The 13668-nt window shown below is 48.2% G+C and carries 8 protein-coding genes and 1 pseudogene; 4 read left to right on the forward strand and 5 right to left on the reverse strand.

Annotated features, from left to right (window positions below):
- The first annotated feature begins 386 nt into the window (after positions 1–386).
- Both EOJ37_RS09215 and EOJ37_RS09220 read left to right on the forward strand, forming a co-directional pair.
- Positions 387–797, forward strand: a complete 411-nt coding sequence (locus EOJ37_RS09215; RefSeq protein ID WP_240651690.1) for an HYD1 signature containing ADP-ribosyltransferase family protein — start codon at positions 387–389, stop codon at positions 795–797.
- A gap of 5 nt (positions 798–802) precedes the next feature.
- Entirely contained in the window at positions 803–1234 is a 432-nt protein-coding gene (locus tag EOJ37_RS09220) for a hypothetical protein (RefSeq protein WP_127959633.1), read from the forward strand.
- A 103-nt stretch (positions 1235–1337) separates the two neighbouring features.
- Here the strand turns inward: EOJ37_RS09220 and EOJ37_RS09225 are convergent, their stop codons facing one another.
- From EOJ37_RS09225 to metF, 3 genes are all read right to left on the reverse strand, one after another.
- Positions 1338–1679: a SymE family type I addiction module toxin gene (locus tag EOJ37_RS09225; RefSeq protein ID WP_127959634.1), complete on the reverse strand. Its 342-nt coding sequence runs from the start codon at positions 1677–1679 to the stop codon at positions 1338–1340.
- A 35-nt stretch (positions 1680–1714) separates the two neighbouring features.
- Positions 1715–1867, reverse strand: a complete 153-nt coding sequence (locus tag EOJ37_RS14510) for a hypothetical protein (protein WP_206194041.1) — start codon at positions 1865–1867, stop codon at positions 1715–1717.
- Positions 1868–2034: 167 nt separating this feature from the next.
- Positions 2035–2934: a methylenetetrahydrofolate reductase gene (metF, locus tag EOJ37_RS09230; protein ID WP_127959635.1), complete on the reverse strand. Its 900-nt coding sequence runs from the start codon at positions 2932–2934 to the stop codon at positions 2035–2037.
- A 423-nt stretch (positions 2935–3357) separates the two neighbouring features.
- On the opposite strand from metF, the gene uxaC reads away from it, so the two are divergent.
- Positions 3358–4770: a glucuronate isomerase gene (gene uxaC / locus EOJ37_RS09235; RefSeq protein WP_127959636.1), complete on the forward strand. Its 1413-nt coding sequence runs from the start codon at positions 3358–3360 to the stop codon at positions 4768–4770.
- Positions 4771–4846: 76 nt separating this feature from the next.
- Here uxaC and EOJ37_RS09240 read toward each other — a convergent pair.
- Positions 4847–5812 (reverse strand): annotated as a pseudogene (locus tag EOJ37_RS09240) (autotransporter outer membrane beta-barrel domain-containing protein); the annotation flags it as partial.
- A 787-nt stretch (positions 5813–6599) separates the two neighbouring features.
- On the opposite strand from EOJ37_RS09240, the gene EOJ37_RS09245 reads away from it, so the two are divergent.
- Positions 6600–6989, forward strand: coding sequence for a YgiW/YdeI family stress tolerance OB fold protein (locus EOJ37_RS09245; RefSeq protein WP_127959638.1), 390 nt, complete (start codon positions 6600–6602; stop codon positions 6987–6989).
- 315 nt (positions 6990–7304) lie between these two features.
- Here the strand turns inward: EOJ37_RS09245 and EOJ37_RS09250 are convergent, their stop codons facing one another.
- Positions 7305–13658: an invasin domain 3-containing protein gene (locus tag EOJ37_RS09250; protein WP_162473679.1), complete on the reverse strand. Its 6354-nt coding sequence runs from the start codon at positions 13656–13658 to the stop codon at positions 7305–7307.
- Between the last annotated feature and the right edge of the window lie 10 nt (positions 13659–13668).

The following is a 13668-nucleotide window of genomic DNA, read 5'->3' on the forward strand; positions in this document are numbered from 1 at the left end:
CGTGCAGCCCCCCAAGGGGGGCTTCCCTTGAGGGGGTTAAGTTCGTGGGGCTGGCCGCCCCACACCCGGCCGACCCTTCGTCGGCCACAGTAAACTGTGGCCTCCTCAGCGTCCCGAATAAACGGCGGTTAACGGTGAGGTGGCGATCTGGCTCGCAAACTGACCAGCAGCGGCAAAGAGCGAAAGTTGTGATGTGCTTCGCAAAGTCACAATAAAAAGGTGGTGAGTCGGAGCGTGAGCGGGTAAAAACGCACATCGGGAAAAGTTGCGTGTCGGTTTTTCCCAAAATGGGGAAGTGTGTTCTTTAAAAGCATTGCTGTTCAGTGAGATGCGAGCGTCGGTGAGTACGATCGCCTTGGGATCACTCCTAAGACCCGATAGGATTATTGGGCGGAATTAATTTATATCAGTATGCGCCCAATGCGTTGGGATTTATTGATCCGCTTGGGTTGACTCCTGTTACCGTATATCACTATACGGATCTAGCGGGGTACAATGCTATCTCTTCACAAAGCCCATTTAAATTTAAAGCCTCTAGTCCTATCAAAGGTCATCCCAAAGGTATATATGTAACAACTAAGTCACCAGAAATGTTGGCTAAGACCCTGAATGGATATAAAAAGCTTGGTCTGACTTCTTCAAAGTCAACGCATTTCTTTGAATTTGAAATCGATAGTTCAAAATTAAAACCAATTCGTGGTGACCGTGGGGAATTTATCAAGTACATAGAAGGTGATGTAGAGATAAATAGAAAGAGTACACCTCGACACGGCAGAACGCCTAAGTGCGTAGGGTAGATTACATGATAACTGGAGTTGATTATATTTTTTACTCAAGCAAAAAACCATTTGATATAGAGTCTGATTTTATCTCTTTGCTAAAAGAGATATGGAAATCGATTGTTATTGATGAGTTTGAGCGCTCAGATGATAAGTTAGAGCTGTTTTTTTCACGAGATAGCTTGATGAACAGTGAGTTTGATAACAATGGCTACTCTTTGGACGAAAATGGCCAAGGTTGCTTTATGTTGATCTCAAAAAAAATAAATTTCTTTGAATGTGAAATGGAAGTTAAAAATATAACACGGCCATTGGAAAAAGTTGGTACTTTAAAGTATGAATCACACTTATTAATTGAAAATGTGTGGGAGTATAGTTTAGTGTTGCCAGGGGAAATCACTGAAAGCAATTTTTGCATGGATGTATATATAAAATTACTCTCTACTATAGAATAATGTTGCGTCCCACGCTCTCATCGTATTTTGTCCCAAATGATTCATCATAAAAAAGGCCGGAGCTTATAACAGTTCTGGCCTTTTCTTTTAGCTGCAATTTACGCTACAGCCTTTCTACTATCACCTTTCCTTGTGTAACAAAAATATCTAGCAGTTGGCCTGCCAGGCCAGTTTCTATCAGCCATTCCCCGGCTAAATAGAGTTCGCCACTTTCCGTTACACTATCTAAAGCAATATCTTGGTTATGATTATTCCGGCAATGGCAGATAACAGTTTTGATATCCTGTTCATCTTCCAGCAAAGTCAACATCAGCGCGGTATCTAGCTTGTCAATCACATATACTGCATTGGAAGTAAAACCGGCTTTGGCAATATCATCACCCTCAATAGACAGTACCGGAATACCATTTCCTAATTGGCCGTGGTTATATTTTAGTGTATTCATTTTATTCCCTCAAGTCGAATAATTAATTTAATTCATTACTCAATCATCAATCCGTTAGGATATTGCTTCAACCATTCTAACGTTAATTGCTGCTGTTCCGCTTCGAACGGTTCCACGCTCAACCCTTCCAGGCACTGCCACAGCTCGTTGATATCCTGCCCAGTGATCACCAAGCACTTTGGCATCACGCGGATTTTTACCTGCTAAAAAGGTCGCCATATCAAATGAGGCTATTTTTTATTGTGTTGCGGAATGTGTGATTATGCGTTTAAAAAATGGTGCGGATTGCGCTGGAACAGGCGAGTCTGGGGGAGCATTATCATCAGCCTCGCCAATTTCGGCAATATCAGTGTGGCTATTCTGCTACACGCACGGGACGGACACCCAAGGTGTGGCAGATGGCATAACTCATTTCAGCACGGTTTAAGGTGTAAAAATGAAAATCTTTTACCCCTTCACGACTGAGAATTTTCACCATATCCATTGCGATGTTGGCACCGACCATTTTCCGTGTTTCCGCGTCATCATCCAAGCCGTCAAACATGTTGTTCATCCAATGAGGCACACGCACGTTAGTCATGCTAGCAAAGCGCTGTAGCTGTTTGAAATTCGAGACGGGCAAGATCCCTGGCACAATTTCAACTTCGATGTTGGCTGCCACACAGCGATCACGAAAACGTAGGTAGCTCTCAACATCAAAGAAAAACTGGGTGATCGCTCGGTTGGCTCCTGCATCAATTTTGCGCTTTAAGTTGATCAAATCAGCTTGGGCACTTTTCGCTTCTGGGTGTACTTCCGGGTATGCGGCAACTGAGATATCAAAATCGGCAACGCTTTTTAACAGTGCAACCAAATCTGCCGCATACATTTCTGGCTTGCCACCACTGGCCGGTAGATCACCGCGTAGTGCAACAATGTGGCGAATGCCACTCTGCCAGTAGTCGGTAGCGATATCGCGTAATTCCGCTTCACTGGCATCAATACAGGTGAGGTGTGGAGCGGCTTCCAGTCCGGTACGGTTATTAATATCTTTGATGATGCTGTGAGTGCGATCACGTTCGCCTGAGTTTGCACCGTAGGTAACCGAGACAAATTTGGGTTGCAGGCTGCTCAGACGAGTGATCGATTGCCATAAAGTCTGCTCCATTTCAGCAGTCCGTGGCGGGAAAAATTCAAAGGATACGTTGATCTGCCCAGTGAGCTCTGCCAGACTCTGATTCAGCGCTTCCCGCTGGTTTGCATGAAAAAAACTCATACTTTGCCTCTTGTTTCAACTGCCAGCCAATAAAAACCGATCCGATGAGTTCAATGACCGTTGCTATGTTGCGGCAGCGCTGTGCATATCGTCTGGCGAGCGCAATGATAGCTGTTCGGATGGGCTATAAGCATCTATACGTTTAGACGTCCAAAGAGAAAATGCCGGATATTCGCTAAAGAGTCAACCGGAAACTCTGCCTAACAACATGATCGATTTTCATTAGTGATGAAAAAGTCTCATATACACCATCCAGAGGCAAATGACATCCATCTGGATTCACATTCAGAGCAATTGCTTACTTCAGTAACACCCGCCCAACTATTCACTTTAGCCTACTGCGTTAATTGGTATAATAGGTTTGAAAAGTTAGCCGTCAAGTTACCCTGGCAGAGCCACTACACCACCAAGGAGCCTAGCAATATGGCCACATTTTTGAGCGATGATTTTCTGTTAGATAGTGAATTTTCACGCCGTCTTTACCACGATTATGCTGCCAAACAACCGATTTTTGACTATCACTGCCACCTTCCACCACAGCAAATTGCAGAAGATTATCGCTTTAACAACCTGTATGACATTTGGTTAAAGGGCGATCACTACAAGTGGCGGGCTATGCGCACCAATGGCGTTGCCGAGCGCTTCTGTACCGGTAATGCTTCCGATCGTGAAAAATTTGATGCGTGGGCGGCTACGGTGCCGCATACCATCGGTAACCCACTCTATCACTGGACACATCTGGAACTGCGCCGTCCGTTTGGTATTAGCGACAAACTGTTCTCGCCAGCGACCGCAGATGAAATTTGGCATCGCGGTAACCAGTTGCTGGCTCAACCCGAATTCAGTGCGCGCGGTATTATGCAGCAGATGCAGGTTAAGATGGTTGGCACTACCGATGATCCGCTTGATGATTTACGTCATCATCAAACCATTGCTGATGATGACTCTTTTGATATCAAAGTATTACCCAGTTGGCGTCCAGATAGAGTCTGCAACATTGAAGCGGCGACTTTTGTGCAATACCTACGGCAGTTGGAAGCGGTAGCGGATACCCGTATCAGTCGCTTTAGTGAGTTACAGCAGGCATTAACAAAACGTTTGGACTATTTTGCCGCCCATGGCTGTAAAATTTCTGATCATGGGCTGGAGAGTGTGGTATATGCTCCAGCCGATGAAGCGACGCTAGATAATATTTTGGCACAACGTCTCAACGGCCAATTACCCAGTAGCGAACAGGTCGCACAATTTAAAACTGCGCTACTGCTGTTTCTAGCCGCTGAATATCAGCGCCGTGGCTGGGTGCAGCAGTATCATATTGGCGCATTGCGCAACAATAATAGCCGTATGTTTGAACAGGTGGGCGCTGATATTGGTTTTGACTCAATCAATGATCAGTTGATTGCTGTGCCACTGTCGCGTTTATTGGATGCGCAAGCACGTTCGGGAACGCTGCCAAAAACGATCCTTTACTGTCTGAACCCGCGTGACAATGAAGTGATTGCTACTATGGCCGGTAATTTTCAGGGAGAAGGTATCGCCGGTAAAATACAGTTTGGCTCTGGCTGGTGGTTCAATGATCAGAAAGATGGAATGCAGCGCCAAATGATGCAACTGGCGCAATTAGGGTTGCTGAGTCGTTTTGTCGGCATGTTAACCGATAGCCGTAGCTTTCTCTCTTATACGCGTCATGAATATTTCCGGCGCATTCTCTGCCAGATGATTGGGCGTTGGGTGAATGATGGCGAGGCACCGGCGGATCTTGATCTGTTAGGTGAAATGGTCACCAATATCTGTTTCGATAACGCCAAAAGCTATTTTGCGATTGAGTTGGCCTGACGCGATAAACACGAAAAACCCAAAGTGCGCTTGGCACTTTGGGTTTCAACATCCAGATTGAGATTTTGGGTAATGCTTAGAAGTTTACGCGCAGACCCAGCATCGCTGAAGTATCGCTGTAACCCTTGTTACCCACTTGCTGAGCAACGTTACCCCACAGGTTAACGTGCTGAGTTGCTTGACCTTCAACCCCGATCTTCAGTTCACCAATATTTCTTGCGCCATCCTGCTCTACGCTGGTAGTACCAATGTTAGCAGCAAAATCTTTGGTGTTGTGGATCCAGTTCGCTTCAATGAACGGTTGGAATACGCGGTTTTTGCCTTTATCCATTTCACTGTAACCATTTGCAAAGAAGCGCAGGCCAACACGAACCTGATCGCCATCACCTTCGCCAGTGACTTTGGTGCCATCAGCCAGGCGATGGTCATCCGCTTTTACGCCTTTCCAGATAACCTGAGCTTTTGGTTGAATAAAGTAAGCCACGTTGTTGTCAACGTTGGCACCCAGTTTGAACACGTAGCCCAGTTCAAAAGAGGCGGTCAGGCCTTTGGATTTGTACTCTTCATCTGCAACGCCTTGCCCCGCAGAGACCGTGTTATCAAACCAGCTATATTGTGCCCAAACATCAACATACATGGTTGGTTTGTCGTTAACTTCGTTCGCATACCAGCTACCGTACAGACCCGCGCTGTAGCCATCAACTGACGCACGGCCATTGTCATCGACGCTTGGCACAGTTTTGCTCTTGCTGTTACCGTAACCCCCCATCACTCCCATGTGGAAGCGATCGAGACCGGTGCTGCTCCACTGAACCAGATCCCCGCCCAGTTGGACAACGTAACTGTTGGCATGGGTTCTCAGATCACCACAGCTATTGCGAGAACGGTTATGCGCACCTTCACCACGTAACCACATGGTGGTGACGCGCTGTTCACCGGTGAGTACATCGATATATTGAGTTTCACCCGCACGATCATGTATCGTGTTGATAAACATATTGTTAGCAGCGGCCAAGTTGGCAACATAGCCCATGCTCTCTGGCGTGCTGCCTACCATGCAGTCGGCAGCACTGACGTTTTGACTAGCAAAAACCCCCATCAAGGCCAACAATCCGGTATGGATATTTATCAGACCTTTTGCGGTTGTTTTTACCGACTTATGGCAGGGATTTTTTACAGAAAAATTTTGTTGACCTCGGATCATGACGATATTCCTAGTGGCATTGGTACATAACAAGTTCATTGGTGACAGTTCATCTTACATCAGAAGCATGGCGGCAACCGAAAACAGAACCAATTAGCTTCATTGCAGGACAAACTGTTGCAAATTACCTTCATTTCGTTACTTTACGTCGCAACTACTTACATAAAAAAGGATTCTGAACGGAACTCTACCTTAGAAAAGAAATCATGTCTAGGGTAGGAACGTGAACGCTGGCCGCACTGTAGGTGCGTCACCCCGTTGGCAGCAACCCCGCAACAGCACAGCAAAATCTTAACAATCTCTTCAGCAGGTGACTTAACTTAAAGATAGTCGCCACCGTTGAAAACTCAAGTAATAAGCGAACATATTCTTCGCATGGTATTGTCTGTATGGTAGGCAGTGTGGATTTGGCGTGGTTACTTTAGGTAACTTAAATCGACACACAATGCTATATCATCCGCTGACGTAATCTAAATGCAGTTTATTATTCTGTCAAATGTCAATTTAACTAAGTTTATAGCTTTTATCATAACTTATTAAGAATTTTATGGTTTAACACGCCCTTCTCTTGGTAAAGTTCCGCCCGCATAGACGATTATTTAACACACTGACAAGGAATATTCAGATGAAAAAAACAGCGCTGATAGCTCTTATCGCTCTCACTAGCCCAGTTGTATTGGCTGCTCAGGGTGGATTTCTATCCTCTAATACCCCTTCTTCAGTCCATACTCAAGGTGGTTTCTCTGGCCCAGCAACCAAACTGACTACCGTTAATAAAGCCAAATTGCAGCGCGATGACTCTTGGGTCATATTGCAAGGCTATATTGAGCAGCGCGTCGGAGAAGAAACTTACACGTTTCGTGACAGTACTGGCACCATTCTGGTTGACATTGATGATAAGCGCTGGAATGGTCTCGTGATCACACCAAAAGATAAAGTGCAGATAGAGGGAAAACTGGATAAAGATTGGCATGAAGTCGAAGTCGACGTGAAGAACATTCAAAAGCTGCAATAGTGGCAATATTTAAGGAGGTGCATAACACCTCCTTAATATATCAATCTAGTTTTAACTCACTCCTTTGTTTAATCATTTTCGCTGTGATTCATTTTCGCTGTGATTGTTGTTACGCGTTGCCTGTTCGCGCACTGCGGTGGTTTTAATCGCCGTCAGTCAACAACCGAGATTAACTGATAATATTCACTCGCTACTTTACTCATCAATATCATCCATTCACCCTTCGGTTTGAACAGTGTGAAGAGTGGCATATCACTCACTCCCCACACGTTATCAACGTTGTTTCTCACTGATAAACATCAGGCTGGTACGTTGTTAGAGTGGTTTTGCCTCCTCATGCCATTTGCCAGTCGCGCTACGATAGACGAGCCTTATGGTATTACCGGTTTTAAGCACCAGTGGATTAGCGCGCGTAATATCGGTACGTGTGGTGTTGAGATTGCTATCAAAAATCGCTTGCGAGGTGATAATCAACACATCGCCATCTTTCATGCCGCTGGTGGGCGGATTGAGCGGTTCAGAAGACCAGTTACCATTGCCAAAGGTAAACTCGGTTAAATCATAACCTCCCGGCAGATTCATTGTTCCCAGTTTGGTATATGAAGTTCTCAGTATTTTAGTGAGCTTAACCTTGATCGGTTCTACCGCCAATACTGTGCCGTTTACCTTCACACCAATGCTGGTTGTACCCGAAACATCACCCATCCTGAAAGTAGCATGGTACGCTCCAACGGTCCTATCGGTGGTAGCACCAAAAGTAGCATCAGCGCCTGAGTGAGTAAAAATGACCTCCTGATTATCGACCGTATTCTGATTAATATCCCTCAAAAACAAGCTTACTGTCATTGAATCGTTGGTGCCGTCAATACCCCGCTCCGTGGTCGAAGCATCAACGCGAACCAACTCCTCTGCTGGTGAAGCCAAGCGAGAGTACTTGGTACTCAAATTATCCTTATCGCCGATCAGTTCAATCTCGATCCCCAGAAGGGCGCTGTAGGTACCCACTTTCACCTGAACAAGTGCAGTTCCCCTGCTAATCCCTGATAGTTGAGCACGATAGACGCCTAGTTCGGGCTCTTCAACCGTGCTAATCGTCACATTATGCAACTTGCTCTGAGTAAACTGTACATTCTGCCCACCGATCAAATTGCCATTCTCATCACGTAACGTCAGCACAATCGTTGATACATCACGACCATTCGCTACCAGCGTGGTAACGTCTGCCACTAACTCCGATTTACTTGGAGACAGCCTGCTACGATCTCCAGTCAGGGTCAGGGTGACGCCGTTGGAGTTCCACTCTCCGACACTCGCACGCAATGTTGCACTGCCGGCACGGGTGCCCATGAGCGTCGCGCTATAGACACCATTTACTGCCCTCATGTTAAAGAATCTGACGCCCTCTAGGGAACTGGTGAACTGCACATTCTGTCCCGATACTGGATTGCCGTATCGATCCTTCAAGGTAAATCTAATCTCTATCTGATCGTTGTCGTTTGCGACCAATATGTTACGCTCCAACACCAGCATAGACTTCTCAGCATCCAGCCTAGTGCTGTCTGCCGTCAAGCTCAGGCTAATGGCAGTGGACTTCCACTCACCAACTCTTGCCTGCAGTAATGCGGTGCCAGCACGAGTACCGGTCAAGGTAGCGCTATAGATACCCCCCTCTTCGGTCACCTCACTGAAACTGATATCATCTAGGTTGCTGATAAACTGCACCTCTTGGCCAGACACCAGATTGCTGTGTCCATCCCTCAAGCTGAGTGTGATCTTCACGTTGTCGCTACCATCTGCCACCAAACTCTCGTTACTCAGTTGGATGGTCGATTTTACCGCATCCAGATTACTGCTGTCTGCGGTCAATGTCAGGCTAACTGTTTTGGACTGCCAGTCATCGACATTCGCCCGCAACGCTGCACTGCCAGCACGGGTACCTGTGACAGTCGCGCTATAGACACCGTTCGCTGCGGCCTGTACGGCACCGAAGCTGACATCTGCCAAGGAGCTAGTGAACTGTACAGTTTGTCCGGACACGGTATTGCCATGTCGATCCTTCAAGATAAGTTTGATGGTTGCCGCATCCTGTCCAGTGGCTACCAAGCTGGTTTTATCCAGTTCCAGCGTCGATTTTGTCGCATCCAGATGATTGCTGTCAGAGTTCAGCATCAGTTTGACTGTGTTCGACTTCCACTCGCCAACAGTCGCCTGTAGCGTTGTCGTGCCAGCACGGGTGCCGGTTAAGGTCGCGCTATAGATACCATTCGCTGCCTGCACCTCACTGAAACTGACATCCGCCAAGCTACTGCTGAACTGTACCGATTGACCTGCGACTGGGTTACCATGTTTATCTTTCAAGGTCAGGGTGATGGTTGCTTGGTCACTGCCGCTTGCCACCAAATTGCTGTGATCCAGCTCCAATGTTGATTTCTCAACATCCAGATTACTGCTATCCGCATTCAGCGTCACACTGACACTATCAGACGACCAAGAACCAACAGTTGCCTTCAGCGTTGCACTACCAGCACGGGTACCGGTCAAGGTAGCACTATAGACACCATCCTTCGCTGAGACCTCACTGAAACTGACATCCGCCAAACTACTGCTGAACTGTACCTGTTGATCAGGCACCAAATTGCCGTGCCTATCCTTAAGTGTCAGTTTGATCGTCGCCTCATCACTGCCCGTTGCGATCAACGTGGTGCGATCCAGCTCCAGCGTCGATTTTGTCGCATCCAGATTCTTGCTGTCTGGGATCACTGTCAGGGTAACCGTGTTTGACTGCCACTCACCGACATTGGCCCACAGTGTTGCAACCCCTGCATGGGTACTGCTAATCGTTGCAACATAGATTCCTTGCGGTGAAATGGTTACCTGACTAAAGCGGATACCTGGCAAGCTACTGCTAAACGTCACCTGCTGATCCAGCACCTGATTGCCATATTTATCCTTCAACGTAAGCATGATCCCACTATGCTCCTCGCCGTGAGCGATCAGGATCTCTTTATGCAGTGCCAGCTCTGATTTATCCGCATCCAGATTGCTGCTATCAGCAACCAGCGTCAGGTTGACGGTTTTTGACTGCCAATCACCGACTCTCGCCTGCAACGTTGTACTGCCGGTAAGTGTTCCTGTTAAGGTCGTGCTGTAGACGCCATCCTCTTCTTTCACCTCACTGAAACTAATGCCTCCCAGACTACTACTGAACTGCACGTGCTGATCCGGCACCAGATTGCCGTATTGATCCCTCAAGGTGAAAATGATGCTTGCCACGTTGATACCATTCGCCACCAGCGTGCTGCGATCCAGTTCCAGTGTTGATTTATTGGCATTCAGATTGCTGCTATCAGCTCTCAGCGTCAGGCTAACAGCGTTAGACTGCCATTGGTCAACCCTTGCCTTCAGCGTTGTAATACCCGCGTAGGTACCGGTCAAGGTGGCACGATAGACACCGAGCTCTTCCTCTACTGCACCAAAAGTGACATCCTCCAGGCTACTGATGAACTGCACCGGCTGACCGGAAACCAAATTGCCATGCTTATCCTTCAGCGTCAGTTTGATCGTCGCCTCATCGCTGCCATTGGCGAGCAAATTGGTGCGATCCAGTTCCAGTGTCGATTGCTCTACATTCAGATTGCTGCTGTCTGCAGTCAGCGTCAGGCTAATTGTTTTGGACTGCCACTCACCGACATTGGCCCACAGCGTAGCAACCCCGGCACGAGTACCTCTGACCGTCAGCACATAGTCTCCATTCTGTGTCTGCACTGGGCTGAAGCTAACATCCGGCAGGCTACTGCTGAACTCCACCTGCTGATTCAGCACCGGATTACCATGCTTATCTCTCAACTTGAGAGTGAGTCCGGCCGCTTGATTGCCACTGGCGATGATACTGGTTTTATCCAGAGAGAGCGTTGATTGTTCGAGATCTAGGTTACTGTTATCTGCGTATAGTGTCAGGTTGACGGTTTTTGATTGCCATTCACCGATACTCGCACGCAGCGTTGCAGTGCCAGCACGGGTACCGCTCAAGCTGGCGCTATAGACACCATTTGCTGCCTGCACCACGTTGAATGTGACATGTTGCAGACTGCTACTGAACTGCACATCCTGCCCCGGCACCGGATTGCCGTATCTATCTTTCAAGTGCAGGGTGACTGTGACCATATTATGGCCATTTGCCACCAACGTGCTGCGATCCAGCTCCAGTGTCGATTGTTCAACATCCAGATTGCTGCTGTCTGCATTCAGTGTCACGCTGACTGCGCTTGAATGCCAAGTACCGACATTGGCGCGCAGCTCGGTATTCCCAGCACGCGTGCCACTGAAGGTTGCACTGTAGACACCATTATCCGACTGCACCGCACTAAAGCTGACATCGGCCAGGCTACTGCTGAACTGCACCGGCTGCCCCAGCACCGGATTGCCATTCTTATCTTTCAACGTCAAGGTGATAGTTGCTTTATCACTGCCGTTCGCCACCAGGGTGTTGTGTTCGACTACCAGTGTCGATTTCTCCGTATCCAAATTGCCGGAGTCTGGCAGCAGTTGCACTACGGGTTTCTCCACGTCAAGCGGTTGATCAGCGATCTTCGGCGTGATGGTTGCGTGCCCTGCGACTGTGCCGGTTAATGTTGCACTGTAGCTACCATTACCCAGATCGGTCACCTCACTCACCACGCTATTTTCCAGTGAACTGTGGAAAGTGACATCCTGCCCCGGGATCTCATTGCCATTAATATCTTTCAATACAAAATGGAGCCGAGCGGCAGTCTGACCATCCGCTACAATGATCTCTGGTTCAGCATGCAGTTTTGAATGGGTCGGGCAAGGATTATCGGCGTCTGGCAGGAAAGTGATCCCTATCGTCTCAGTGCTGCCGTCGACCGTGGCGCTCACGCGGCTGATACCTGCGCGTGTATTGCTAACCGCAACCGATGCCTTACCGTCGCTGTTGGTTGTCAGCGTCATCTGATTATCGGCGTCGGCACTCGGCAGCGAGGCAGCCGCAGTCAAATTCTGCTGCACGAACTCGCGCAACAATGCACCGTTATCAGCGCTAAAACTGACCACTTGATCGGGCAGCGGGTTGCCATCCACGCCCGTCACCATCACCTCCACTTTGTTAATATCGCTGCCATTACTGATCGCATTATCCTGTAGCGCGATCAGATGTTCTGGATTGATTGTTGCCTTATTCGGCAGCACATTCAGTTGTGTTGATGCGCGTGCAGAGGCATTGCCGCGCACATCATAAGCTATCGCGGTCAATAGATAGCTGTTGCTTGCACCCTCTTTCTGGTACGGCGGCAATGTCACCACCGCCGTTCCACCCGCGCTAGGCGTGAAACGTCCGCCAGCACTTTCCAGTGCCAAGCTATCCCATTCAATACGTTCCAGAGGGTACTGGCTAACCACCTGCGGCACGATGGTCATCACACTACCGGTGATGGCACTGTACTGCTTCTGCAGTGATAAGCGGATCAGTTCCTGCTGTCGGTAATCAAGTACGATTTGGTTATTACGCTCAACCAAACTGTGGCGACTCCCTGCCAACGTGCGGGTACTCGCCACGGCTGCGGGATCAATTTGCCTATGCCACGGTTCGCCCAGACGGTAGTTAAGCTGTAGGTTGATATTGTTATCTGACTTGCCCCCTTTACCGATGCGGTAATCATTAGCCAGGGTCAGCAGCGGGATCGGGGTGTAGTGGATACCGGCGGTGAGCGCATAAGGGTTTTGCTGACGGTTCTCTTTACCAAACAGCGCAACCTGATCACCACGGTATTGTTCATACATCAATTTACCGCCCAATTGGGCATAGAATGGCAAATAGCCTTCGACACGCAGATCGTAACCGCTGGCAGGACGCTCATCATAGCCAACAAAGTCACGTGAGGCGTGCCAATCACTCAACGCCCAGTAGCTATTGGCCGATAACTTAACGTAGTCGCGCCACAATTCAGCACCTATACCAAAACGGCGATTTTTGCCGGTGAGATCGTTATCAAAAAAGGTGTTGATGCCATACATCCAATCCTGCTGGAAGTGGCGGAAGCCAACACCAACGTTGAAGGTATTACGGTCATCTTTATTACGAGCACCCAGTTGGGTAAACAGTAGATTCTGCTGATTATCAAACAGCGGCAACAGCGTATCAATCTCGCTGCCATCCAGACGGAACTCATTATTGATACTGAATGCCACCCGTGCGCTACCAAACTGGTGTAACCACTGCTGTACCGCGTCGTTGAACTGCGTGGTGATCTGTGCGCCAAGCAACTGCTGTGCTGATTTCATCACATTGTCGCTCGACAGCAGGCTCGCACCACTAACCAGGTATTGAGCAGCCTGTTCTTTGCTGATCAGTTCCGTTGTCGTATCGCCCTGAAATGGAGAGGGGGTATCTGGAACGTCAATTTCATCCCCAACAGAGAGGGAACTAAACGGTTTGGCAAAGCTGCGATAGCGGTTGAGCCGCTGTAGCTCAGCAAGTGAGAGACCATATTGCTGTGCAATACTCTCAACACTCTCGCCTTCACCTAAAATGTAGGGTTTTGCCGCCACTGTCACCTGCTCGCGAGCAGCAGCACTGGCCATTGCGGGGGTAAATGAAACACTGATTGGAAATAACGACTGCGCTAACACATTAGCCCAAGCAATGATTCTCACTCGCCTACTC

Source organism: Serratia microhaemolytica (genome assembly GCF_004011885.1).
GTDB lineage: Bacteria > Pseudomonadota > Gammaproteobacteria > Enterobacterales > Enterobacteriaceae > Serratia_G > Serratia_G microhaemolytica.